General features: G+C 74.3%; 19 protein-coding genes, 7 tRNA genes and 1 pseudogene. 15 read left to right on the top strand and 12 right to left on the bottom strand.

Annotated features, from left to right (window positions below; translation table 11 throughout):
• Window positions 1-14 precede the first annotated feature (14 nt).
• Window positions 15-842: a TrmH family RNA methyltransferase gene (locus tag ACIQGZ_RS09915; protein ID WP_402600573.1), complete on the top strand. Its 828-nt coding sequence runs from the start codon at window positions 15-17 to the stop codon at window positions 840-842.
• Between the two features lie 105 nt (window positions 843-947).
• On the top strand, window positions 948-2084 hold the full coding sequence (locus ACIQGZ_RS09920) for a glutamate--cysteine ligase (RefSeq protein WP_402600574.1): 1137 nt from the start codon (window positions 948-950) through the stop codon (window positions 2082-2084).
• A gap of 672 nt (window positions 2085-2756) precedes the next feature.
• On the opposite strand, the pseudogene ACIQGZ_RS09925 reads toward ACIQGZ_RS09920, so the two are convergent.
• Window positions 2757-3914: pseudogene (locus ACIQGZ_RS09925) on the bottom strand (protein kinase); the annotation flags it as partial.
• A 578-nt stretch (window positions 3915-4492) separates the two neighbouring features.
• Here ACIQGZ_RS09925 and ACIQGZ_RS09930 point away from each other — a divergent pair.
• Entirely contained in the window at window positions 4493-4690 is a 198-nt protein-coding gene (locus ACIQGZ_RS09930) for a hypothetical protein (RefSeq protein ID WP_402600575.1), read from the top strand.
• Between the two features lie 263 nt (window positions 4691-4953).
• Here the strand turns inward: ACIQGZ_RS09930 and ACIQGZ_RS09935 are convergent.
• The 5 genes from ACIQGZ_RS09935 to ACIQGZ_RS09955 form a co-directional block, all read right to left on the bottom strand.
• A tRNA-Val gene (locus tag ACIQGZ_RS09935) sits at window positions 4954-5025 on the bottom strand.
• A 49-nt stretch (window positions 5026-5074) separates the two neighbouring features.
• Window positions 5075-5146: transfer RNA gene (locus ACIQGZ_RS09940), tRNA-Val, on the bottom strand.
• 70 nt (window positions 5147-5216) lie between these two features.
• Window positions 5217-5288, bottom strand: a tRNA-Val gene (locus ACIQGZ_RS09945).
• A gap of 31 nt (window positions 5289-5319) precedes the next feature.
• Window positions 5320-5393 (bottom strand) — tRNA-Cys (locus ACIQGZ_RS09950).
• Between the two features lie 28 nt (window positions 5394-5421).
• A tRNA-Gly gene (locus ACIQGZ_RS09955) sits at window positions 5422-5494 on the bottom strand.
• Between the two features lie 316 nt (window positions 5495-5810).
• Between ACIQGZ_RS09955 and ACIQGZ_RS09960 the strand changes: the two genes are divergently transcribed.
• The 3 genes from ACIQGZ_RS09960 to ACIQGZ_RS09970 all read left to right on the top strand — a co-directional run bounded on the left by ACIQGZ_RS09960 (window position 5811) and on the right by ACIQGZ_RS09970 (window position 8714).
• Window positions 5811-6887: a chorismate-binding protein gene (locus ACIQGZ_RS09960; protein ID WP_402600577.1), complete on the top strand. Its 1077-nt coding sequence runs from the start codon at window positions 5811-5813 to the stop codon at window positions 6885-6887.
• An 80-nt stretch (window positions 6888-6967) separates the two neighbouring features.
• Window positions 6968-7786 carry an aminotransferase class IV gene (locus tag ACIQGZ_RS09965; protein WP_402600578.1) on the top strand — a complete coding sequence of 273 codons (819 nt, stop codon included), beginning with the start codon at window positions 6968-6970 and terminating at the stop codon, window positions 7784-7786.
• 73 nt (window positions 7787-7859) lie between these two features.
• A complete protein-coding gene (locus ACIQGZ_RS09970) occupies window positions 7860-8714 on the top strand; it encodes a GNAT family N-acetyltransferase (RefSeq protein WP_402600580.1) in 855 nt (284 codons plus the stop codon).
• Between the two features lie 40 nt (window positions 8715-8754).
• Here ACIQGZ_RS09970 and ACIQGZ_RS09975 read toward each other — a convergent pair whose 3' ends face one another.
• A complete protein-coding gene (locus tag ACIQGZ_RS09975; protein ID WP_402600582.1) occupies window positions 8755-9258 on the bottom strand; it encodes a DsbA family protein in 504 nt (167 codons plus the stop codon).
• A gap of 156 nt (window positions 9259-9414) precedes the next feature.
• Here ACIQGZ_RS09975 and ACIQGZ_RS09980 point away from each other — a divergent pair, with 156 nt between their 5' ends.
• Window positions 9415-9918, top strand: coding sequence for a hypothetical protein (locus tag ACIQGZ_RS09980; RefSeq protein WP_402600583.1), 504 nt, complete (start codon window positions 9415-9417; stop codon window positions 9916-9918).
• A 46-nt stretch (window positions 9919-9964) separates the two neighbouring features.
• On the opposite strand, the gene ACIQGZ_RS09985 is transcribed toward ACIQGZ_RS09980, so the two are convergent.
• Complete coding sequence (locus ACIQGZ_RS09985; protein ID WP_402600754.1) at window positions 9965-10567, bottom strand: CGNR zinc finger domain-containing protein; 603 nt, start codon at window positions 10565-10567, stop codon at window positions 9965-9967.
• A 293-nt stretch (window positions 10568-10860) separates the two neighbouring features.
• Window positions 10861-11274, bottom strand: a complete 414-nt coding sequence (locus ACIQGZ_RS09990; RefSeq protein ID WP_402600585.1) for an SsgA family sporulation/cell division regulator — start codon at window positions 11272-11274, stop codon at window positions 10861-10863.
• 195 nt (window positions 11275-11469) lie between these two features.
• Here ACIQGZ_RS09990 and ACIQGZ_RS09995 point away from each other — a divergent pair, with 195 nt between their 5' ends.
• The 3 genes from ACIQGZ_RS09995 (at window position 11470) to ACIQGZ_RS10005 (ending at window position 12345) form a co-directional block, all read left to right on the top strand.
• Window positions 11470-11970, top strand: a complete 501-nt coding sequence (locus tag ACIQGZ_RS09995; RefSeq protein ID WP_402600586.1) for a TIGR02611 family protein — start codon at window positions 11470-11472, stop codon at window positions 11968-11970.
• A gap of 60 nt (window positions 11971-12030) precedes the next feature.
• A tRNA-Val gene (locus ACIQGZ_RS10000) sits at window positions 12031-12102 on the top strand.
• A gap of 171 nt (window positions 12103-12273) precedes the next feature.
• A tRNA-Val gene (locus ACIQGZ_RS10005) sits at window positions 12274-12345 on the top strand.
• Between the two features lie 109 nt (window positions 12346-12454).
• Here ACIQGZ_RS10005 and ACIQGZ_RS10010 read toward each other — a convergent pair.
• Window positions 12455-13225, bottom strand: a complete 771-nt coding sequence (locus tag ACIQGZ_RS10010; RefSeq protein ID WP_402600588.1) for an exonuclease domain-containing protein — start codon at window positions 13223-13225, stop codon at window positions 12455-12457.
• A gap of 191 nt (window positions 13226-13416) precedes the next feature.
• Between ACIQGZ_RS10010 and ACIQGZ_RS10015 the strand changes: the two genes are divergently transcribed.
• From ACIQGZ_RS10015 to ACIQGZ_RS10030, 4 genes are all read left to right on the top strand, one after another.
• Window positions 13417-13983 carry a DUF4365 domain-containing protein gene (locus ACIQGZ_RS10015; RefSeq protein WP_402600589.1) on the top strand — a complete coding sequence of 189 codons (567 nt, stop codon included), beginning with the start codon at window positions 13417-13419 and terminating at the stop codon, window positions 13981-13983.
• A gap of 178 nt (window positions 13984-14161) precedes the next feature.
• Complete coding sequence (locus ACIQGZ_RS10020) at window positions 14162-15358, top strand: hypothetical protein (protein ID WP_402600591.1); 1197 nt, start codon at window positions 14162-14164, stop codon at window positions 15356-15358.
• 67 nt (window positions 15359-15425) lie between these two features.
• Complete coding sequence (gene thrS / locus ACIQGZ_RS10025) at window positions 15426-17405, top strand: threonine--tRNA ligase (RefSeq protein WP_402600593.1); 1980 nt, start codon at window positions 15426-15428, stop codon at window positions 17403-17405.
• Between the two features lie 56 nt (window positions 17406-17461).
• Window positions 17462-18022: an HIT family protein gene (locus ACIQGZ_RS10030; protein WP_402600594.1), complete on the top strand. Its 561-nt coding sequence runs from the start codon at window positions 17462-17464 to the stop codon at window positions 18020-18022.
• Window positions 18023-18092: 70 nt separating this feature from the next.
• Here the strand turns inward: ACIQGZ_RS10030 and ACIQGZ_RS10035 are convergent, their stop codons facing one another.
• On the bottom strand, window positions 18093-19742 hold the full coding sequence (locus ACIQGZ_RS10035; RefSeq protein WP_402600595.1) for a hypothetical protein: 1650 nt from the start codon (window positions 19740-19742) through the stop codon (window positions 18093-18095).
• A 172-nt stretch (window positions 19743-19914) separates the two neighbouring features.
• Here ACIQGZ_RS10035 and ACIQGZ_RS10040 point away from each other — a divergent pair, with 172 nt between their 5' ends.
• Window positions 19915-20331: a thiol-disulfide oxidoreductase DCC family protein gene (locus ACIQGZ_RS10040; RefSeq protein WP_402600596.1), complete on the top strand. Its 417-nt coding sequence runs from the start codon at window positions 19915-19917 to the stop codon at window positions 20329-20331.
• 139 nt (window positions 20332-20470) lie between these two features.
• On the opposite strand, the gene ACIQGZ_RS10045 is transcribed toward ACIQGZ_RS10040, so the two are convergent.
• On the bottom strand, window positions 20471-22672 hold the full coding sequence (locus ACIQGZ_RS10045) for an elongation factor G-like protein EF-G2 (protein ID WP_402600597.1): 2202 nt from the start codon (window positions 22670-22672) through the stop codon (window positions 20471-20473).
• Between the last annotated feature and the right edge of the window lie 157 nt (window positions 22673-22829).

Raw genomic sequence — 22829 nt, forward strand, 5'->3', positions numbered from 1 at the left:
ACGGGATCGGGACCGTGGCACGGATCATCACCGTCGAGGACGCCCAGGACCCGCGCCTGGGCGACTACACCTCCCTCACCGACGTGGAGCTGCGGCGCCGCCGCGAACCCGCCGAGGGCCTGTTCATCGCGGAGGGCGAGAAGGTGGTCCGCCGCGTCCTGGCGGCCGGCTACCGGATGCGGTCCATGCTGCTCACCCCCAAGTGGACCGAGGTGATGCGCGATGTCATCGAGGCGGCCGACGCCCCGGTGTACCAGGCCACCCCGGCCCTCGCGGAGGCCGTCACCGGCTACCACGTGCACCGGGGCGCCCTCGCCGCCATGCAGCGCAGGCCGCTGCCCGCCGTCGCGGACGTACTGTCCGCCACCGGCCCGGAGAGCCGGATCGCCGTCTTCGAGGACATCGTCGACCACGCCAACATCGGCGCCGCCTTCCGCAACGCCGCCGCACTGGGCGTCGACGCCGTACTGCTCACTCCGCGCTGCGCGGACCCGCTCTACCGGCGGGCGGTCAAGGTCTCCATGGGCGCCGTCCTCCAGGTCCCCTGGACCAGGATCGACCCCTGGCCGCAGAGCATCGACCTGCTGCGCGCCGCCGGATACACCACGGCGGCGCTCACCCTGGCCGCGGACTCGCTCACCCTGGACGAGCTGGCGGCCCGCCGCGACCGCCGGCTCGCCCTGGTCTTCGGCACCGAGGGTGACGGCCTGCGCCGCTCCACCGTCGCGGCGGCCGACCTCTCGGTGACGATCCCGATGGCGGCCGGCGTCGACTCGCTCAATGTGGCGGCCGCCTCCGCCGTGGCCTTCTACGCGGTGGCTCACGGGCGCTTCTTGACATGAGCGGCGCAGCCCGCCCGCGAGTGAGGCGCCTCCCGGCCGGGAAGGCTCCTCTTCCGGGGCGGGGGAGCGGACCCCCGCCCGTCCCCCGGACGGAGCCCCCCCGAGATGGCATTCTGCCCCGTGGAAGCCCCTGACGGCCGCTACCTCACCGTCGGGGTCGAGGAGGAGTTCCTGCTGGTCGATCCGGTCGGCGGCAGTCCGATCCCGCACGCCCCGGCCGTCATCGAGCAGGCGGTCTCCTGGTTCGGCGACGACCAGGTCCAGGCGGAGCTGTTCCCCACCCAGATCGAGATCGCCAGCAGGCCCTGCGCCGCCCTGGCCGACCTCCGCGCCGACCTGCACCGGCTGCGCTGCGGGATCGCGGACGCGGCCCGGCCGCACGGCTGCCTGCCGATGGCCTCCGGCACCGCCGTCCTGGCCGCCCAGGCGCCGGTGGACGTCACCGACAAGCCCCGCTACCGGCAGATGGTGGACGCCTTCGGGCCGAGCGCCCGCGCCCAGACCGAGGGCGTCTGCGGCTGCCACGTCCACGTCGGCATCAATGACCGCGAGGAGGCCGTCCAGGTCAGCAACATGCTGCGCCCCTGGCTGCCCGCGCTGGAGGCGCTCGCCGCCAACTCGCCCTTCCACCACGGCCGGGACAGCGGCTACGCCAGCACCCGGGCGGTCATCCTGCGGCAGTGGCCCAGTACCGGGCCCGCCCCCTGCTTCACCTCCGTCAAGGCGTACGACGACATGGTCGACACCCTGGTGGACTCCGGCATGCTGCTCGACCGCAAGATGGTGTACTGGTACGCCCGGCTCTCCGACCACTACCCGACCCTGGAGGTCAGGGTCGCGGACGTCAACGCCGACCTCGACACGGTGGTGCTGGTCGCCGCCCTGATCCGGGGCCTGTGCGGCACCTTGCTCGCCGAGGTCCGGGCCGGGCGCCCCGTACCGGCCGTCCCCGACGAGCTGCTGCGCGCCGCCCACTGGCGGGCCGCCCACGACGGCCTGGACGGGCTCGGCCTGGACCCGGTGACCGGCAGGCTGCGCCCGGCCTGGGACCTGCTCGACCAACTGGTCCGGCACGCCGCCCCCGGCCTGGAGGCGGCGGACGACCACGGCGCCGTACTGACCCTGCTCGGCCGGGTGCGCCGCCTCGGCGGCGGCACCGCCCGGCAGCGTACGTCCTTCGGCCGCCACGGCCGGCTGGGCGGGGTGGTCGGGGACCTGGCCGCCGCCACGACGGCGGCCTGAGCCCCGGCCCGGCAGTCCGAGCCGCTATTCGATCCGGCAGTCCGCGCGTCCGGCGGCCTCAGCGGGCCGGGATCACCGGCCGCCGGTGGCGGTGGCGGTGGCGCCCGGCCAGGACTCCTCCAGGGTGCCGTCGCCCCGTACGGTGTAGCGGGTGACCGTGGCCGGGCCGCCCGGCACCCGCTCCTCCCGGATCAGCGTCCCGTCGTCGATCCACCACGCGGCGGTCGCCCCCGCGTCCGCGACGGAGGACCGCGCGGCCAGCAGCACCGGTGTCCGCCCGGAGAAGCCGAACACCTCCACCAGGTCGACCGGTACCGAGCCCTGGGTCCGGTGCAGCACCACCACCGCGGCCGGAGCGCCCCGGTAGCGGGCGGAGAGCACGGTGGCCAGCTCGACCCGGGCGCCGCCCGGCGCCGCCACACCGTCCCGCAGCCGGATCGCCGGCCCGTCGTCGGGGTCGGAGTAGCTGCGGTTCGCCCAGTCGACGTCGGGCGGCGCGGCCGACGACGCCGACAGCCCCCCGTCGCCGGGCGCCCCCCGGCCGGCCGCCGAGCTACCGGGGGAGGGCGAGGTCAGCGCCGCACCGTCCACCGGGCCCTCCGCCCGGTCCGCCGACTGGTGGAAGCCGCTGCGGACGCCCACCGGGCTGTGCAGCCCCTCGGTGTCCCGGTTGCGGCAGCCCTGGGCCGCCGCGATGGCCAGCGCCACCCCCACCGTCACCGTGACGAAGACCACCAGCCGCTGGCGCAGCAGCCGCCGCCGGTCGGGGGCGGGGCGGCCGGGCGCCGGAGTCCGCTGCCGGTCGGCCGCCGGGCGCGGCCGGGCGTCGGGCCGGCCCTCGCCCGGCTGCTGCCCGCCGCCGGCCGGCCCTTGCGGCATCGCCGCCGTCGGCGCCTGCCCGAGCGGCCGGCGCCGCGCGCTCTGCTCGGTGCCGGACGGCTGCCGGGGCCGCCGGGCGGCACCCGGCTCCCCGGTCGGCGGGTGCGCGGCCCGGCCGGGCGCCTCGGCGGCGGTCCCGCGGGCGGCCAGCTCGCGCAGCCGCTCGTACAGCTGCGCCGTCCCGGGCCGCTCGCCGGGCTCCTTGGCCAGGCAGGCCCGGATCAGCGGTGCCAGCGCCCCCGGCACCCCGGTCAGGTCGGCCTCCTCGTGCACCACCCGGTAGAGCATCACCTCGGAGGTGCCCGAGCCGAACGGCGAGTCGCCGGTGGCCGCGTACGCCAGGGTGGCGCCCAGCGCGAAGACGTCCGTCGCCGGGGTCACCGCGGCGCCCCGCACCTGCTCCGGGGCGAGGAAGCCGGGCGAGCCCACCGCCGTGCCCACATGGGTGAGGGTGCTGGCACCCAGCGACCAGGCGATGCCGAAGTCGATGATGCGCGGGCCCTTGGGGGAGAGCAGGATGTTGGACGGCTTGAGGTCGCGGTGCACCACCCCGGCCTCGTGCACATGCACCAGGCCCTCCGCGAGCGCCGAGCCGATCGAGGCCACCTCGGGCCACGGCAGCGGGCCCTCGTCGCCGACCTTCTTGTATAGCGAGGGGCCGGGTACGTACGCGGTGGCCAGCCAGGGCCGGTCGGCGTCGATGTCGGCCGAGACCAGCCGGGCCGTGCAGCCGCCCCGGATGCGGGCGGCGGCGGCGACCTCGCGCGCGAAGCGGGTCCGGAACTCGGGGTCCTCGGCGAGTTCGGCGCGGATCAGCTTGAGTGCCACCCGCTGCCCCCGGCGGTCCGAGCCGAGGTAGACCACGCCCATGCCGCCCGTGCCCAGCCTTCGGTGCAGCCGGTAGGTGCCCACGATGCGCGGATCCTCTCTCCGGAGCCGCATCAACGCCATTCGCTTCCCGCCGCCTCAGTTCCCCTCACCGGGGCATCGCCAGACCTCGTCGGGCACAGCTTACGGACTGCCCGCAGCGGTGTGCTGATACGCAACGCCTGGGCGAGCGGCGGGATTGCCGGATCGCGCGGCCGCCGGCGGGCACCGGCCCCGGGCCCTTGGACCGGCCCGCGGAGCGCCGCAGCCGTACCGATCTTGTGAGCCGGGCGAATTGACGCTACGTCAGTTCGAACACTTCTCCGGCGAGACCCAGCTCAGCACCGTGATCAACGATCACTCGACCATCCCCTCGGGGGTGCCCTCAGGGTTGCGTCGGGGTGCGGGGGTCGATCTCTCAGTCTCTGGTAGTACGCCTCGGGGGCGCGCCTCATCCTCCGGGATGCCGGAAGGACGTACGCGGGCATGAGGACCCGGCGCCCCCGCCGCACCTACGGTAGAGACCAGCGGTGGACGGGACACTCGTCCCCCGAGGTACACCGTCCACCGCGCCAGACCCAGCAGGAATCCCCAGCGGTATCCGTGCAAGTGCGGCGGTACCCGCGAAGTGAAGTACGGCAGCACGACGAGGAGCAGAGGCCATGGCAGTGCAGTTCGCGGGGCCCGTGCGGCGCCGCCGCCGGGTGCCTGCCGCCCGACGGGCGGTGGGGGACACCCGCCATCCGCTGGTCGCCGCCGCCATCGTCGTCCCCTGCGCCGTGCTGCTGACCGTGGCGTTCGGCGGGTGGCACCAACTGGTGGTGCACACCCAGTCCGTCGCCGCTCTGGTCGGGCGCTGACTCCCAGGGGTTGGGAGCAGCGTCGGTCGAGGTGCGGTTCGCGTTCGCGTGGGACACGCGGACGGGCGAAGCGATACGCGTACCGCCCCGGCCAATCGGTGGCGCCGCGTCCGGATGTCGGTGAGGGCATTCGGACGCGGTCGCCGCGTACCCACCGCCGGCGCCCCCGGAGGCGACTGGCATCCCCGCAGACGACTGGCATCCCCGGAAACGACTGAGGCCGCCAACCCCCGTGGGGGTGGCGGCCGTTGCCGTATCTGCTGTGGGCGATACTGGGATCGAACCAGTGACCCCTACCGTGTCAAGGTAGTGCTCTCCCGCTGAGCTAATCACCCGTGACGCCCGCCGAGGCGGCCGTACGTTACTGCGTCGTACCTTACTGCGTGGACGATACTGGGATCGAACCAGTGACCCCTACCGTGTCAAGGTAGTGCTCTCCCGCTGAGCTAATCGTCCTGGCGACCGGAGACCGGCCGTCGAGGAGGTGCGCGCACGAGGCGCGACCGCCGGGCCCCGAAGGACCCGGTGGGCGATACTGGGATCGAACCAGTGACCCCTACCGTGTCAAGGTAGTGCTCTCCCGCTGAGCTAATCGCCCCAGGGGTATCCCGGCGAACCGGGACACCTCTTGGAGGTGGAGACGGGATTTGAACCCGTGTAGACGGCTTTGCAGGCCGTTGCCTCGCCTCTCGGCCACTCCACCAAACGAAGGGTTGACCAACCCTTCTCCGAGCGGACGACGAGATTCGAACTCGCGACCCTCACCTTGGCAAGGTGATGCTCTACCAACTGAGCCACGTCCGCATGCCCTCCGGTCGGCTTCCCCGCTTCTGTGCGGCTCCGCTTCCCGGCGACGTCATGAACTTTAGCGGATTCCCTCGCCAGCTCAAATTCCGTATCCGCAGCGTGGCGGCGCAGTGCACCGGCCGACGCCGGCCGCGGCCGTGAATGCGGTGGCGGCAGCGGCCCGCCACCCGCCCGACGACGGTGCCGACCTACACTTCCGGCACGCCCGAACCCGTTCCCCCCACCGTTTCGCCCACCCGTTCCGCCCACCCGTTCCGCCCACCCGTTCCGTCCACCCGTTCCGTCCGCCCGTTCCGTCCGCGCCAGGAGCACCATGTCCGGCACCGCCCACCGACCGTCCGCCGCCGACCCCGGCCTGCCGCCGCTGGCGCGCTTCGGCGGCCGGATCGCCACCGGCCTGCGCGAGGTGACCAGCGACCCGGCGGCGCTGGACTCGGCCGGATTCTGGGCCGTGGTGGCCGACTTCGAGGGCCGCACCACCTGCGCCCGCTTCGACCGGGTCACCGCCGCCCCCGCACCGCCCGCCACCACGGGCTGGCACGGCCCCGCCCGCACCGCCTGGACCGGCTCGCTGGACCGGGCCGGCTACACGGCGGGCGTACGGCGCATCCGGGAGCACATCGCGGCCGGCGAGGTGTACCAGGCCAATCTGTGCCGGGTGCTGTCCGCGCCGCTGCCCGACCCGGCCCGCAGCGATGTGGACGCCCTCACCGGCCGGCTCGCGCGGGGCAACCCGGCCCCGTACGCCGGAACGGTCCGGCTGCCCGCACACGGCGTGGAGGTGGCCACCGCCTCCCCCGAGCTCTATCTGCACCGCAGCGGCAGCACGGTGGCCTCCGGCCCGATCAAGGGCACCGGCCGCACCGAGCACGACCTGCTGGACAAGGACTTCGCCGAGAACGTGATGATCGTCGACCTGGTCCGCAACGACCTGGGGCGGGTCTGCGCCACCGGCAGCGTCACCGTGCCCGACCTGTGCGCGCTGGAGAAGCACCCCGGCCTGGTCCACCTGGTCTCCACCGTACGCGGCACCCTGCGCCCCGACGCGGGCTGGCCGGAGCTGCTGGCCGCCACCTTCCCACCCGGCTCGGTCACCGGCGCCCCCAAGTCCACCGCGCTGCGGATCATCGAGGCGCTGGAGACCGCCCCCCGGGGCCCGTACTGCGGTGCCGTCGGCTGGGTGGACGCCGACCGGGGCGAGGCCGAGCTCGCCGTCGGCATCCGCACCTTCTGGGTCGACCGCGCCGACCCGGCCGGGCCCGTCGTCCGGTTCGGCACCGGCGCGGGCATCACCTGGGACTCCGACCCGGACCGCGAGTGGGACGAGACGGAACTCAAGGCGGCGCGGCTGCTGGCGGTAGCGTCGGAACCGGAGCCCGACGTCCGCTGATCCCACCCGGTACCGGTCCCGGTTCCACCCGTCCGGCCCCACGCCGTCCTGGCAGAGCACAGACGAAGGAGCAGACACCCATGATCTGGGTCAACGATTCGCTGGTCGATCCCGGGGACGCCGCCGTCTCCGTGCTCGACCACGGCCTCACCGTAGGCGACGGGATCTTCGAGACCGTGAAGGCCGTCGACGGCCGGGCCTTCGCCCTCACCCGCCACCTGGACCGGCTCGCCCGCTCCGCAGCCGGCCTCGGACTGCCCGAGCCCGACCGCGACCTGGTCCGCCGCGCCTGCGAGGAGGTGCTGCGTACCAACCCGATGCCGCTCGGCCGGCTGCGCATCACCTACACCGGCGGCCTGGCCCCGCTCGGCTCCGACCGGGGCGACGCCGGGCCCACGCTGGTCGTCGCCCTCGGCACCGCCGCCCCGCGCCCCGACACCACCGCCGTGGCCACCGTGGAGTGGACCAGGAACGAGCGCAGCGCCGTCGCCGGCCTCAAGACCACCTCGTATGCCGAGAACGTCGTGGCGCTGGCCCACGCCTCCCGGCGCGGCGCCTCGGAGGCGCTGTTCGCCAACACGGCGGGGCTGCTCTGCGAGGGCACCGGCTCCAATGTCTTCGCGGTGCTCGGCGGCCGGCTGCTCACCCCGCCGCTCAGCTCCGGCTGCCTGGCCGGTGTCACTCGCGCCCTGGTCATCGAGTGGGCCGGCGCCGAGGAGGCCGACCTGCCGCTGTCGGCGCTGTGGGAGGCGGACGAGGTCTTCCTGACCTCCAGCCTGCGTGACGTCCAGGCCGTCACCCGGGTCGACGACCGCGAACTGCCCGCCGCCCCGGGGCCGGTCACCGCCAAGGCAATGGCCGTCTTCGCCGAACGCAGCGCCGACGACATCGACCCCTGAGCCGCCCCGGGATAGCCTCGTCGGCCCGGAGACCACCGGGCCGACGACCGGGAGAGGCGGGTACACCCACCCCATGACCACCACACTGCGCCCTGCGGCCCCCGAGGAGCCGCTGCCGGGCGGCGGACGGACCCGGCACTACCACGTCTGCGCCAACGGCCGCCCCATCGGCACCCTGCGCCTGAGCGCCCATGCCACCGGACCGCGCCCGACCGGCGAGATCGCCGGACTTGAGATCACCGAAGGCCGACGGCGCGGCCGGGGCACGGTGGCGGTGCTGGCCGCCGAGGAGGTGTTGCGCGGCTGGGGCTGTACCCGGGTGGACGCCACCGTGCCCGAGGACGCCGCCGAGGCGCTGCGGCTGGCGGCGGCGCTCGGCTACCAGGAGCGGATGCGCTCGATGGCCAAGCGGCTGCCCACCGGGCCGCCGCAGCTGCCCGCCGGGCTGGTCGAGCGGCCGATCGACGCCGCCGCGTTCCCCGACTGGATCGCGGTGCAGGAGCAGGGCTACGCCCAATCGCTGGTCGACTCCGGACTCAGCCCGGAGCACGCCCGGCGGAAGTCCGCCGCCGACCATCAGGCGCTGCTGCCCGACGGCGTCGACAGCCCGGACACCGCGCTCCGGTTCCTGGCCCCGGCGGACCCGCCGGAGGCGCCGCCGCTGGGCAGCCTCTGGGTGCAGCTGCGCGGCCGCTCGCTGCCCGGCGGCGGCCGCCTCGCCTGGGTGCTCTCGGTGGAGGTCGCCGAGGGCAGCCGGGGCCACGGGTACGGGCGCGCGCTGATGCTGCTGGCCGAGCGCTGCTGCCTGGCGGTCGGCGTCCACGACCTGGGCCTCAATGTGTTCGCCGGCAACGAGGTGGCCCGCGGCCTGTACACCTCGCTCGGCTACCGCACGCTGGACCGTACGCTCGGCAAGGCCCTGCTGTGACGCAGGGCCCCACCGTGCCGCGCGGTGCCGCGCGCCCGGCTCAGCCCGCCGTGCGGGAGCGCTCCAGCACGGCGGTGATCCGGTCCCGCAGGCCCGCCTGGCTCTTGCCGCCGTCCAGCCGCTCGCCCGCGATCACATAGGTGGGCGTGCCGGTGACCCCGATCGCCTTGCCCTCCGCCTGGTCCGCGTCGACCGCCAGGAAGTGCCGGCCGTCGATCAGCGCGGTGTCCAGCTCCTCCACGTCCAGGCCCACCTCCCGGGCCACCTCCAGCAGCAGCGCGTCGCCGCGCCGGTCCAGCTCGGCCACCCGTGCGAGCACTGCTTCCACGAACGGCCAGCCGAGGCCCTGGGCGAACGCCTCCTCGGCGGCCTGGGCGGCGGTGAAGGCGTGCTTGTGCTTCTCCAGCGGGAAGTGGCGCAGCTGCACGGTGAGGGCGTCGCCGTACGCGGCACGCAGCGCGCGGACGTCGTCGAGCGCGGTGCGGCAGTCGGGGCACTGGAGCTCGCACCACAGGTCGAGGCGGGGAAGGGAACGGTCGGTCATGGGGCCCAGTCTTCCACTGGCCGCCCTGCCTCCACTGCCCACCCGCCTTTCGTTGGCCGCCCGCCTTTCATTGCCCGCCCGCCTTTCGTTGCCCACCCGCCTTTCGTTGCCCACCCGGCGTGGTTGCCACCGCAGGGGGTGGGCACGATGGAGGGCGTGACGACCGAAGAGGTGTGCATCGCACTGTTCGCGGTGGGGCTGCTGGTGGCCCTGCTCCTCGGCGTGCGCGGGCGCCGGCTGGCGGCCACCCGCTGGGCGGCCGCCGCCCTGCTGCCGCTGGGCGCCTGGCTCATCGGCCTGGCCCCGGTCGTCCGCCGACTCGGGCGGGCGCTGCGGAGCTGGGGTGACGAGCTGGTGTTCGATCCCCGGGTGTGGACCGGGATCGGGGTACTGGCGCTCTCCCTGGTGCTGTTCGCCGCCGCCCGGATCGCGGGCCGCCGTCGAGCCGCCCGTACGGCACCCGCCGCGCCCCCGCGCGCGGCGACCGCCGCCCCGGGCCGCTCCCCGGCCCTCGGCAGCGGCCCGGCCGGCGGGCAGCAGGCCCCCGGCCGTGAGCAGCCGCCCAAGCCCGCGCCGAAGGCCGACCCCGCCCGCAAGGGCGACGACGACCTGGGGGACTTCTCGGAGATCGAGGACATCCTGCGCCGCCGGGGCATCTGACCACCGGCCCGACCGCAGGCCCGACCGCAGCGAGGGCCGCCGCCGCTCAGCGCGCGGCGGTCACGCCCTGCTGCGCCGGGACCGTGTCGGGGACGTCGGACGCCGAGCGGCGGCGGGCCCGGTACGCGGCGACATGCAGCCGGTTCCCGCAGGTGCGGCTGTCGCAGTAGCGGCGCGAGCGGTTGCGGGAGAGGTCGACGAAGGTCCGGGCGCAGTCCGGCGCCTCGCAGCGGCGCAGCCGCTCCCGCTCCCCGGCCACCAGGATGAAGGCCAGTGCCATCCCCGCCTCGGCGGCCAGGTGGTCGGCCAGCGCCGCGCCGGGCGCGAAGTAGTGCATGTGCCAGTCGTGGCCGTCGTGGTCGGTCAGCCGGGGCGTGGTGCCCGCCTTGGCGACCAGCGTGTTCACCAGCTCGGCGGCGGCCCGGGTCGAGGTGGCCGCGAAGACGTCCCGGAAGCGGTCCCGCAGGGCGTGCACCGCCACCAGATCGGCCGGCCCCAGCGCACCGACCTCGCTGATCTCCCGCCGTACGACGAACTCGCGCAGCGCCGCCAGATCCGGCAGCTCCTCCTGCCCGCAGGCCTCGGGCGAGGTGTTGAGGAGTTCCACCAGCATTCCGAGTGCGCACTCGGTGTCATGGGTGATCAGCACGTCGAGGTACTCCTCGCTCGGCGTCCGGGCTCGGCCCGGCTGCGGCGGGGCGGTCCGGCCGCCCGCGTCGGTCACCGCGACTTTACCGGTACAGGCGCCGGGGTACCGCTGACGCCACGCGCTGTACGCCGCAGTGGCCGCCGTGTCGGGACACGACGGCGACTGCGGCGTACGGCGGCGCTCCTCCGCCGTGCCGCGCCGGAGCGCGGACCCGCCGCAGAAGCGCGCCGAGCGGCCGTACCCCCGAGTAGGACGGCCGCTGCGGCACCGGACGGGCGCTGCCCGCCCGGCGGTCAGCTCTCCGCCAGGATGTGGGTCAGCTCCCGGTCGAGGTCGAAGTGACGATGCTCGGTGCCGGGTGGCACGGCCGCGTCGGTGCGCTTGAGGAACGACTCCAGCGCACGCGCCGGGGCTTCGAGGAGGGCTTCTCCTTCCGGGGAACTCAGGGCGATGCAGACGACGCCCTGCCCATGGCTGCGGGACGGCCACACGCGGACGTCGCCGGTGCCCGTCGGGCGGTGCAGCCCCTCCGCCAGGAGGTCGCGGGCGAACACCCACTCCACGGTCTCGTCGGCACCGGTGTGGAAGGTGGCGTGCACGGCATAGGGGTCGGCCGTGTCGTAGCGCAGGCCCGCGGGGACGGGCAGGGAGGAGTCGCTCGACACGATGAGGCGCAGGTGCAGCTCGCAGCTGACCGTGGTGTTCATAAGCGCCAGGGCCTTTCGCTCAGTGTGCGCTCGGGGAATCGCACGTCGGCGAACGGACCATCCCACCGTGGCGACCGGTGTAAACCCCTCTGTCCCGATTCGGGGCCGCTTCGTACCCCTTACGGCGCATCGCGGAATCCGTTCCGGCACGGTGTCGGCACGCGGCGTCGCGAATGAGTCGGTAGGTTTTCGAGCATGGCGCCGAACAGGGACGATCACAGCGCCGGGCAGACCCCGTCCGGCACCGCCGCCGCTCCGCTCCCGGCGCCCCCACCGGAGCCCGCGCGGCCGGTGGCGGACGGCGGCGCCACCCGGGTCGAGCGGCCGGAGCGGCAGCCCGGGTACGGCTCCAAGGCGCCCGCCTTCATCCGGCGCTCCCGGTCGCTGCACCTCGCCTGGCGGATCGGGATCATGGTGGTCGGCTGCGCGGTGATCGCCGGCGGCGTGCTGCTGCTGCCGCTGCCCGGACCCGGCTGGGCGATCATCTTCGCAGGTCTGGCGATCCTTGCCACCGAGTTCGCCTGGGCGCAGCGGCTGCTGCACTGGACGAGGGCCAAGCTCACCGAGTACGCCCGCCGGGCCGTCGATCCCGGCGTGCGCCAGCGCAATCTGGCGATCCTGGCGGGCCTGCTGGTGCTGCTGGCGGTCGGCGTCGCGCTGTACGTCTGGCAGTGGGGCTGGACGCTGCCCTGGTGAGCCCGGTCCGCCGGTGTGCACGACCACCCCGGGCGATGCGGTAATGTTTTCCCTGCACCCGGGCGATTAGCTCAGCGGGAGAGCGCTTCGTTCACACCGAAGAGGTCACTGGTTCGATCCCAGTATCGCCCACCGGGAATTACCCCGGCCGGATATCCGGCCGGGGTTTTCCGCATTGTCGTAATACTGCTCCGCCCGGTGTCGGGAGCCGCTCTGCGGCGGCGGGTGCGGCGCTGACGGCCGATCATGCGAACGGCGTTGCGGGGCCGCCCCCGAGTGGTGCTAATGTTCTTCCTGTGCCCAGGGCGATTAGCTCAGCGGGAGAGCGCTTCGTTCACACCGAAGAGGTCACTGGTTCGATCCCAGTATCGCCCACCGGGTTGCAGGCCCCGACCGGATCATCCGGTCGGGGCCTGCGCCGTTTCACGGCGGCCGTCCCGGCGGTCGTCCCGGTGGCCGCCCCCGCTGTCGGGCGTACGGCCCGTCAGGCCGCCAGCTGGCAGCGGTGCGACCGGCCCGGCACCAGCGGCCTGCCGCAGGCGCACCGCTGGTGGCGCAGCGGCCAGGCGGTGTCCACCCGCTCCGGCGTACCGGCCCGGTCGAACCACTCCTGGAGTCCCCGGGCCTGCGCCGCGTGCCAGGTGGCCTGCCGCTGGTGCAGTTCGGCGGGGGAGTGGCCGCCCAGCGTGGCCGGGTGCCGCGCGCCGAGCACCCGTACCAGCTCCAGCGAGGCCAGCGCGTCCGCCGCGGCGTCATGCGCCGACCCCAGCACCACCCCGTAGTGCGCGCACAGGTCGGTCAGCGTCCGGCGGCCCTTGCGGTAGCGGTCGATGTGCTTGTCCAGCACCCGGGGGTCCAGTACCAGCAGCGGTGCGTCCGTCAGGTAGTCACCGAGCGGGCGGCCCCGGTGCCGGCGCAGCTCCCGGTCCAGCAGCGTCAGGTCGTACGGCGCGTTCATCACCACCAGCGGCACGCCCGCCCGCGCCTGGGCGGCCAGTGCCAGCGCGACCTCCTCCACCACGGCGTGCGGCGGTCGGCCGTGTTCGCGCACCCGGGCGTCGCTGATCCCGTGCACTGCGCGGGCCGCCTCGGGGATCGGCACGCCGGGGTCCGCTAGCCAGTCCCGGGTGTGCACCGGGGCGCCCGGCGACGGCTGGAGCACCAGGGCGGCGGAGACGATGCGGTCGCTCTCCACGTCCACGCCGGTGGTCTCGGTGTCGAAGGAGGCGAGCGGGCCCTCGTACCAGAGCGTCATGACGGCACCTCACTTCCCTCGGCCTGCGGCCTCCTTGGGGTTGATACCCGCGCGGCGCCCTTTCGCAACCCCGCCGCGACCTGGGGACTTCCGGCGCGGTTGCGGCCCGGTCGGGCCGGGAACGTACCGGGGTGACGGCCCGTCCACTCCAGGCGTGCGGCGCCGTCACGGGGACACGGGGACGGCGTGCGATGGCGCTGGCACAGCCCGGACCGGACGGCCCGCCGACCGCGTGGGCCGCACCGCTGAGGGGAGATCTGGCCACCACCGCCTGCATGGAGACGCTGCAGGTGGCGTATCTGCACGCGGTCGCGGCGGCGGCCGGCTGCTCGCTCTCCCAGCCGTTTCCGGACAATGGCATCGACTGGCACCTCAGCCACGGCTCGCGGGCGCACGCGGTGGACGACGAGGTGACGCTCAAGGTCCAGCTGAAGGCCACTCAGCAGACCGCGCCCTGCCCGCCGGGACCGTACTTCAGCTTCACCCTGGACAACGACCACCTGCGCAAGCTGGCCCGGCCCCGGGTCGCGGTGCCCAAGATCCTGGTGGTGATGCTGCTGCCCAGGGCGGTGGACGACTGGCTGCTGGCCCGGCCGGACCGGCTGGAGCTGCGGCACTGCTGCTACTGGATCAACCTGGCGGGCCACCCGGTCAGCGGGCGGTACCGCACCAACGTCCGCATCCCGACCGCGCGGATCTTCGACGACCGCGCGCTCTGCGCCATCATGGCGCGGGTCGGCGCGGGGGGCGTCCCATGACGGGCACGGATGGCACGGGCCTCATCGGCGGGGGCCCGGACGGCGGGGGCCCAGCCGGCGGGGGCCCGGACGACGAGAGCACTGACGGCATGGGCAGGGGAGGCGCGGTGTGACAGCGGTACGGCGCGGCGGCGGGGCGGACGGGGACAGCGCGGACGGCGACAGAACGGACGGGGGCGTGGCTGACGGGGCCGGGGCGGACCGGGAGGACGGGGTGCCGCCGCCCGACCCGTCCCGGGTGGACCCGCAGGTGCTCGGCACCCTGCTGGCCCGGCACGGCTGGGTGCGGCGCGGCGGCCCGGCCGGGCGGTACGGACGCTGGACGCCGCCCGGCGGCGGACCCGGGACCGGGCTCAGCCTGCTGATCCCGGTCGGCCGCGACCACGACGACGCCGCCGACCTGATCGCCGAGGCCGTCACGGCCCTCGCCCGCTCCCGGCTGCCGTCGGCCCGCGCGGTGCTGCTGGCACTCGGCGTACCCGGCGACGAGATCCGCTGGGACCGCGAGCTCCCCGGGACCGGCGGCGCGGTGCCCTGGGAGGCCGACGCCGAGCTGCGCGGCGCCGCCGCCGCCATGCTCACCGCCGCCGCCAAGGCCGGGCGCAGCCGGGCCGCCTTCTTCGGCGCCCGGCTGGACGGCCACGCCGCCGCCTTCCTGCGCCGGGTACTGGTGGCCGGGCCCGGCAGCGGCGCCGGCCGGCTCACCGCGTACGCCCCCGCCCCCGAGGGGCGCGGTGCGGCCACCACCCTGGCCGGGGCGCTGGCGGCGATGCGGGACGCGGTGGACTACCGCCGCGCCACCGGGCGGCTGGACGCCTTCGACAACGCGGTGCGCACCGGCGTGAGCCGGGAGCTGGTGGGGTCGGTGGAGCGGCTGGTGCGCGGCAGCGAGGGGGCCAGGATCGCGCTGGCCTGGTCGCCGGCGGCCGGTCCGCCGCGCGGCTTCGCCGACCGCCCGCTGGAGTTGGAGTTCTCGCCGGGCGACCTGCCGGCCCTGGCGGCGGCCGCCGAGCGGCTGGAGCGCAGCGAGCCGGCGGTGGAGGTGCGGATCACCGGCGCGGTGGTGCGGCTGGACCGGCCCCGGCCGGACGGCGCGGGCACGGTGCGGCTGCGGGTGCTGTCCGGCGCCGAGGTGGCCGAGGTCGCCGCCGGGCTGGACGAGGCGGCGTACCGGGTGGCGGCGCGGGCGCATCTGGCGGGGGTGCCGCTGCGGCTCAGCGGCCGGCTGGAGCGCCGGGGCGGCTTCCGGCGGCTGACCCGGGCCCGCGACCTGGCGCCGTGCGAGCTGGACGCGGCGGAGCGGGAGCGGCTGTTCAAGGCGCTGCGGGAGCGGCCGGAGGGCCCGGGGACGGGCGGCGAGGAGGGCGTCCGGTAATTCTCGGTACCATCGTCAGCGCAGTCGTACGCTGCGTGGAACGCATTCCGTGAGTCAGGAGAGACCGGTGACGGACGTCCGTGTATTCATCAGCCGCGAACCCGATCGGGAAGAGCGCGTGGTGACCACGGGCACTACCGCCGCCGAGCTGTTCGCCGGTGACCGCTCCATCGTGGCCGCCCGGGTCTCCGGCGCCCTCAAGGACCTGGCGTACCGGGTCCAGGACGGCGACGAGGTCGAGCCGGTCGCCCTCACCAGCGAGGACGGCCTGGCGATCCTGCGGCACTCCACCGCGCACGTCATGGCGCAGGCGGTGCAGGAGATCTTCCCCGAGGCCAAGCTGGGCATCGGCCCGCCGATCAAGGACGGCTTCTACTACGACTTCGACGTGGAGAAGCCCTTCCACCCCGATGACCTCCGCGCCATCGAGAAGAAGATGCAGGAGATCATCAAGCGCGGCCAGCGGTTCTCCCGCCGCGCGGTGAGCGACGAGGACGCCCGCGAGGAGCTGGCCGCCGAGCCGTACAAGCTGGAGCTGATCGGCCTCAAGGGGTCGGCCGCCGAGGCCGCCGACGGCGCCTCCGCCGAGGTCGGCGCCGGCCAGCTGACCATCTACGACAATGTGGACGCCAAGACCGGCGACCTGTGCTGGAAGGACCTCTGCCGGGGCCCGCACCTGCCCACCACCCGGAACATCCCCGCGTTCAAGCTGATGCGCTCCGCCGCCGCCTACTGGCGCGGCAGCGAGAAGAACAAGCAGCTCCAGCGGATCTACGGCACCGCCTGGCCGTCCAAGGACGAGCTCAAGGCGTACCTGGACTTCCTCGCCGAGGCCGAGAAGCGCGACCACCGCAAGCTCGGCGCCGAGCTGGACCTGTTCTCCATCCCCGAGGAGATCGGCTCCGGCCTGGCCGTCTTCCACCCCAAGGGCGGGGTGATGCGCCGGGCGATGGAGGACTACTCCCGCACCCGGCACGAGGAGGCGGGCTACGAGTTCGTCTACACCCCGCACGCCACCAAGGGCACCCTCTTCGAGCTCTCCGGCCACCTGGACTGGTACGCCGACGGCATGTACCCGCCCATGAAGCTGGACGGCGAGGTCGACTACTACCTCAAGCCGATGAACTGCCCCATGCACAACCTGATCTTCCGGGGCCGGGGCCGCTCCTACCGCGAACTGCCGCTGCGGCTCTTCGAGTTCGGCACCGTCTACCGGTACGAGAAGTCCGGCGTGGTGCACGGCCTGACCCGCGCCCGGGGCTTCACCCAGGACGACGCGCACATCTACTGCACCAAGGAGCAGATGCCGCAGGAGCTGGACTCGCTGCTCACCTTTGTGCTGGACCTGCTGCGCGACTACGGCCTGAACGACTTCTACCTGGAGCTGTCCACCCGCGACCCGGAGAAGTCCATCGGCACCGACGAGGTCTGGGAGGAGGCCACCGAGACCCTGCGGCAGGCCGCCCAGAAGCAGAACCTGGAGCTGGTGCTCGACCCGGGCGGCGCCGCCTTCTACGGCCCGAAGATCTCGGTGCAGGCCCGGGACGCCATCGGCCGCACCTGGCAGATGTCCACCATCCAGGTCGACTTCAACCTGCCGGAGCGGTTCGAGCTGGAGTACCAGGGCTCGGACGGCACCCGGCAGCGCCCGGTGATGATCCACCGCGCCCTGTTCGGCTCCATCGAGCGGTTCTTCGCGGTGCTGCTGGAGCACTACGCCGGCGCCATGCCGCCGTGGCTGGCCCCGGTCACCGCCGTCGGCATCCCGATCACCGACGAGCATGTGCCCTACCTCCAGGAGGTCGCGGCCGAGCTGCGCAAGCAGGGCGTGCGGGTCGAGGTGGACACCTCCGACGACCGGATGCAGAAGAAGATCCGCAACGCCCAGAAGCAGAAGGTGCCCTTCATGCTGCTGGCCGGCGCGGAGGACATCGCGGCGGGCGCGGTCTCCTTCCGCTACCGCAGCGGTGAGCAGAAGAACGGCGTCCCGGTCCAGGAGGCCGTGGCCGAGATCGTCAAGGCCGTCCGGGACCGCGTCCAGGTCTGACCGGTACACGTAGCGTCGCAGGGCGGCACCCTACGGGGTGCCGCCCTGCGACGCTTATGCTGATCGGCATGACGAGCGAGCCGGAGCTTCAGGAGGGGGTCGGGGAGCCGGACGGTTTCCAGCGTCTGTGGACCCCGCACCGTATGGCGTACATCAAGGGCGAGGGCAAGCCCGCCGGGCCCGGCGGGGACGACGGCTGTCCGTTCTGCGCCATCCCCGGCAAGAGCGACGAGGAGGGGCTGATCGTCGCCCGTGGCGAGCGGGTCTACGCGGTGCTCAACCTCTACCCGTACAACGGCGGCCATCTGATGGTGGTCCCCTACCGGCACGTGGCCGACTACACCGACCTGGACGAGGGCGAGACCGCCGAGCTGGGCGTGCTCACCAAGCGGGCGATGGTCGCGCTGCGGGCCGCCTCCGGCGCGCACGGCTTCAACATCGGCATGAACCAGGGCGAGGCGGCCGGCGCCGGGATCGCCGCCCATCTGCACCAGCATGTGGTGCCGCGCTGGGGCGGGGACACCAACTTCATGCCGGTCGTCGGCCACACCAAGGTGCTGCCGCAACTGCTGGCCGACACCCGCAAGATGCTCGCCGACGCCTGGCCGGACGTCTGAACCGGCTCCCGAACGGATGAGGCCCGCCCCCGTGTCACACGGGGGCGGGCCTCCTGCCGTCCGGCCGGGCTCAGGCGTCGTAGACGTCCGGCTTGCCGGGCCGCACCCCCTCCGCCTCGGAGCCCGGGTTGAGCGAGTGGCCCTTGGCGAAGTGGTCGACGTCCACATCGTGGTCGGCCAGGAACTCGTCCAGGGCGGTGCGCACCAGGCGGACGATCGGGGTGGTGGCCCGGATCGCGTCATCCGCCATGAAACGGTGCGTCCACATCCCGTCCGTCCAGGCGGATCGCAGCCCGAACGGCTCGGGCAGCACCAGCCGGCCGCCGATCCAGTCGCGGATCACCGGCGCCCACATCAGCGGCGCCCGCACCGCGAGCCGTACCACCTCGTCGCTGTCCACCACCGGCAGCTGCCGGGACTCGGTCTTCCACGGCCGCCCCGGCCGGGTGAAGCTGACCTGCCTGGGCGACGGCTTGCCGTTGAACAGCCCGGCGATCGGGCCGAGCGCATACGCCGTCACCTCCACCCGCAGGTAGTTGTGCAGCACGGTGACGTTGGTGAGCAGCGACACCACCAACTGGCCGCCCCACAGCACGAACTGGGTGCCCTGGTAGTGCCGGGGCTGGCCGCCGCCGAACTTCTGCTCGTTGCAGATGTTCTGCACGGCGAAGTCGCGCATCCGGGGGCCGTCCATGGTCTCCGCCCCGGACGGGCGGCTGACCTCGCCGGCGCCCTCACCGACCGCCATCACCACCCACTGCCGCAGCTGCGCATGGGGCATGCCGCCGCCGGAGACCTCGCTGCGGTCCAGCGAGCCGAGCCGGTCGGTGATCCGGCGGACCAGGTCCCACGGGTGGAAGGCATGCAGGTCGGGCACGCCCTCCCGGGGCTTCAGCGGGCCGGTGAGGTGCCAGGACGCCCAGCGGCGGCCGAGGCCCAGCACCCCCTTGGTACCGGCGTAGTGCAGGACATTGGTCTCCTGCTCGGCCGCCAGCCGGTCGAGCTGCTCGCGCAGCCGCGTCGCGGTGGAGTCGTTGTCGTCCTTGGGGACGAGCTTGGGCAGCAGCGGACCCAGCGCATTGCCCTCCACCAGGCCCAGCCAGCGGGCCCGCAGCTCCTCGGTGCTGGTCAGGCAGATCCGCCTGGCGACGAACCAGCCGATCACCGGTGCGAACAGCATCAGCCGCAGATAGAGGCCGAGCACCCCACTGGCCGGCGGCCGCCAGATCAGCAGCACCCCCAGCAGGCCGAGCGCGGCCAGCACGATGCCGCCGTACAGCCCCGCCCGGTTGCCGGCGGACTTCTTGACCATGGCGCGCAGTTGGAAGGCGGCCAGCCACAGCAGGGTGCCGGGCAGGAACAGCACACCGGTGAGCAGGGTGACCAGGGTGAGTTTGCGGTCCCGCTGGTTGCGCAGCTCCTGGGCCTCCAGGCAGTGCTCCACCACCATCCGCGGGTCGACGCCGAAGGACGGCACCAGGGCGGCGCGGCCGTTGCCCAGCGTGCGGGCGATGACCGCCTCGGTGAACGCCTCGCCCAGATTGGCCCGGAACAGCCGGAACCGGGGCTCCTTGGGCTTCACGTCCGGTTGGAGCTTGACCAGGGCGTCCAGCTCGCCGTCGCGGTACGCCGTCGAGGCCAGCGCCTGGGTGACCATCGTCTGGGGACCGATGTCCAACCGGGGTATCTGCGCCCCGGGAGTCATGTCGAGCGTGGTCATGCGGCGTCCCCTCCTCCCCTGTCAGCGGCAGGTTACCGCGCTGCCGCGCCGCCGCGTCGATGATCGTCCGATCCGGCGTCAGCACGCCGTGAGGGCGGTTCACCGGTCTGGGTGGTTCTCCCCATCCGACCGCTCGCGCATGCCTGCGGGGCGGATGAGAGAGGATCGGACCATGGCCATACGACCTGTGCTCGTCTACGACGGCGACTGCGCCTTCTGCTCCAGCTGTGTCGCACTCGCCGGGAAGCGGCTGGCCGGCCCGGCCGCCGCGCCGCTCTGGGACGCCATCCCGTTCCAGTTCGCCGATCTGCCGGAGCTGGACGCGGCGACCGGCGGGGGCCTGGTGACGGCGGAGCGCGCCCAGCAGGAGGTGCTCTGGGTGACGCCGACCGGCCAGGTGTACGGGGGCGCGCAGGCGGTGGCCCGGCTGCTGATGCGCGCGGGGGGCGCGTGGTCGGTGCCGGGCGCACTCCTCACCCTGCCCCCGGTGCGCTGGCTCGCGGCCGGCGTCTACCGGCTGATCGCCCTCAACCGCCACCGGATGCCCGGCGGCACCCCCGCCTGCGCGATGCCCCCGCGCCGGCCCTGACCGTACGTCCCGAACCCGTACCGCCCTGACCCCGCCCGCCCTGACCCCGCCCGCCCTGACCCCGCCCGCCCTGACCCCGTACCGACCCGCCGCCGGTCCGGCGCCCGCCCCGCCCGGGGGAGCGCCGGACCGGCGGCGGTCAGTGCTGCCCGGCCTGCTCCCGGGTCCGGGCCGCCAGCTGCGGCGGCATCGGCTCATGCCGCGCGTACGTCCGGGAGAACCGCCCGGTGCCGTGCGACAGCGACCGCAGGTCCACCGCGTACCGGCTGATCTCCAGCTCCGGCACCTCCGCCCGCACCACCGACCGGCCGCCGGGCGGCACCGGCTCGGTGCCCAGCACCCGGCCGCGCCGCGCCGACAGATCGCTCAGCACCGCGCCCACGTAGTCGTCCGGCACCAGCACCCGGACCTCGGAGACCGGCTCCAGCAGGTGGATGACGGCCTGCGCCGCCGCCTCCCGCAGCGCCAGCGCGGCGGCGGTCTGGAACGCGGCGTCGGAGGAGTCCACCGAGTGCGCCTTGCCGTCCACCAGGGTCACCCGTACGTCCACCATCGGGCAGCCCGCCGCCAGCCCCTTGGCGAGCTGGGCCCGCAGCCCCTTCTCCACCGAGGGGACGAACTGCCGGGGCACCGCGCCGCCGACCACCCTGTCGACGAACTCGAAGCCCCCGCCGACCGGCAGCGGCTCCACCTCGATCTCGCAGATCGCGAACTGCCCGTGCCCGCCGGACTGCTTGACGTGCCGCCCCCGCCCGGTGGCGGCCGAGCCGAAGGTCTCCCGCAGCGGCACCCGGTACGGCACCGGGTCCACCCGCACCCCGTACCGGGTGCGCAGCCGCTCCAGCAGCACATCCGCGTGCGCCTCGCCCAGACACCAGAGCACCAGCTGCCGGGTGTCCTGGTTCTGCTCAAGCCGGAGCGTCGGGTCCTCCGCGACCAGCCGGGCCAGCCCCTGGGAGAGCTTGTCCTCGTCGGCCTTGCTGTGCGCCTCCACCGCGATCGGCAGCAGCGGGTCGGGCATCTCCCAGGGGGCCATCAGCAGCGGCTGGTCCTTGGCCGACAGCGTGTCGCCGGTCTCGGCGCGGGCCAGCCTGGCGACACAGACCACGTCCCCGGCGATGCCCTTGGGGATCGGCAGCTGCTGCTTGCCGAAGGGCGCGGACAGCGCGCCGATCCGCTCGTCCACGTCGTGGTCCTGGTGCCCCCGGTCGGCCAGCCCGTGCCCGGAGACATGCACCGCCGCGTCCGGCCGCAGCGTGCCGGAGAACACCCGGACCAGGCTGAGCCGGCCGACGTACGGGTCGCCGCTGGTCTTGACGACCTCGGCGGCCAGCGGGCCCTCGGGGTCGCAGGCCGGCGCGGGCCGGGCGGCGCCGTCCGGGGTGGTGACCGGCGGCACCGGGCGCTCCTCGGGGGAGGGGAAGGCCGAGGCGATCAGATCCAGCAGCTCCACGGTGCCGATGCCGTGCCGGGCGCCGTCGGCGGGGGCGGCCGCCGCCAGCACCGGGTGGAAGGAGCCCCGGGCGACCGCGCGCTCCAGGTCCTCGACCAGGGTCTTGACGTCCAGCACCTCACCGCCGAGGTACCGGTCCATCAGGGTCTCGTCCTCGCTCTCCGCGATGATGCCCTCGATCAGCCGACCGCGCGCCGCCTCCAGGGCCGGCCGCAGCCCGGGGTCGGGCTCCCGCTCGGTGCGGCTGCCGCCTGAGTGGTCGAAGATCCGCTCGGTGAGCAGCCCGACCAGGCCGCAGACCGGCGGCTCGCCGTCCGGCCCGGGGTCGCCGCCGCGCAGCGGCAGGTAGAGCGGCAGTACGGTCTCGGGGTTGTCGCCGCCGAAGGCGTCCCGGCAGACCTCCACCATGGCCTCGAAGTCGGCGCGGGCCGCGTCCAGCCTCGTCACCACGACGGCGCGCGGCATGGCGACGGCCGCGCACTCGTCCCACAGCAGCCGGGTGGCGCCGTCCACGCCGTCGGTGGCGGAGACCACGAACAGCGCCGCGTCGGCCGCCCGCAGCCCGGCCCGCAGCTCGCCGGTGAAGTCGGCGTAGCCGGGAGTGTCCAGCAGGTTGATCTTGACGCCGCCCCACTCCAGCGGAAGCAGCGACAGCTGCACCGACCGCTGCTGGCGGTGCTCGATCTCGTCGTAGTCGCTGACCGTGGTGCCGTCCTGCACCCGGCCGGCCCGGGTCACCGCCCCGGCGGCCAGGGCCAGCGACTCGGCCAGCGTGGTCTTGCCGGCCCCGCTGTGGCCGACCAGCACCACATTGCGCAGCCGGGCGGGCCGGTCGGCCGTGGGTGCCGTTCCGGGGGCCGTCGGCTGGTGGGTTCCCTTGTCGGCCATGGGCTTCTCCTCCCGAGGGCCGCTGAACGGGCCCGCTGGGCTGTAGAGGGCGCTGACGTGCGAGGCATGGTCCGAGCGCGCCACGGGGGAGCCGCACCGGGTGGGCGGCGGCCGCCACCCGCGGTCCTTCGAGCTTTCCACCGCCCGGTCGACAGGT

The sequence above is a fragment of the Streptomyces sp. NPDC092296 genome (assembly GCF_044755465.1).
In the GTDB taxonomy this organism is placed as follows: Bacteria; Actinomycetota; Actinomycetes; order Streptomycetales; family Streptomycetaceae; genus Peterkaempfera.

What these genes read in the sequence shown, in the direction of transcription:
- ACIQGZ_RS09920 (WP_402600574.1), top strand. Translation starts at nt 948, where the DNA reads ATGGCATTCTGCCCCGTGGAAGCCCCTGACGGCCGCTACCTCACCGTC.
- ACIQGZ_RS09930 (WP_402600575.1), top strand. Translation starts at nt 4,493, where the DNA reads ATGGCAGTGCAGTTCGCGGGGCCCGTGCGGCGCCGCCGCCGGGTGCCT.
- ACIQGZ_RS09960 (WP_402600577.1), top strand. Translation starts at nt 5,811, where the DNA reads ATGTCCGGCACCGCCCACCGACCGTCCGCCGCCGACCCCGGCCTGCCG.
- ACIQGZ_RS09965 (WP_402600578.1), top strand. Translation starts at nt 6,968, where the DNA reads ATGATCTGGGTCAACGATTCGCTGGTCGATCCCGGGGACGCCGCCGTC.
- ACIQGZ_RS09970 (WP_402600580.1), top strand. Translation starts at nt 7,860, where the DNA reads ATGACCACCACACTGCGCCCTGCGGCCCCCGAGGAGCCGCTGCCGGGC.
- ACIQGZ_RS09975 (WP_402600582.1), bottom strand. Translation starts at nt 9,258, where the DNA reads ATGACCGACCGTTCCCTTCCCCGCCTCGACCTGTGGTGCGAGCTCCAG.
- ACIQGZ_RS09990 (WP_402600585.1), bottom strand. Translation starts at nt 11,274, where the DNA reads ATGAACACCACGGTCAGCTGCGAGCTGCACCTGCGCCTCATCGTGTCG.
- ACIQGZ_RS09995 (WP_402600586.1), top strand. Translation starts at nt 11,470, where the DNA reads ATGGCGCCGAACAGGGACGATCACAGCGCCGGGCAGACCCCGTCCGGC.
- ACIQGZ_RS10010 (WP_402600588.1), bottom strand. Translation starts at nt 13,225, where the DNA reads ATGACGCTCTGGTACGAGGGCCCGCTCGCCTCCTTCGACACCGAGACC.
- ACIQGZ_RS10015 (WP_402600589.1), top strand. Translation starts at nt 13,417, where the DNA reads ATGGCGCTGGCACAGCCCGGACCGGACGGCCCGCCGACCGCGTGGGCC.
- ACIQGZ_RS10030 (WP_402600594.1), top strand. Translation starts at nt 17,462, where the DNA reads ATGCTGATCGGCATGACGAGCGAGCCGGAGCTTCAGGAGGGGGTCGGG.
- ACIQGZ_RS10035 (WP_402600595.1), bottom strand. Translation starts at nt 19,742, where the DNA reads ATGACCACGCTCGACATGACTCCCGGGGCGCAGATACCCCGGTTGGAC.
- ACIQGZ_RS10040 (WP_402600596.1), top strand. Translation starts at nt 19,915, where the DNA reads ATGGCCATACGACCTGTGCTCGTCTACGACGGCGACTGCGCCTTCTGC.
- ACIQGZ_RS10045 (WP_402600597.1), bottom strand. Translation starts at nt 22,672, where the DNA reads ATGGCCGACAAGGGAACCCACCAGCCGACGGCCCCCGGAACGGCACCC.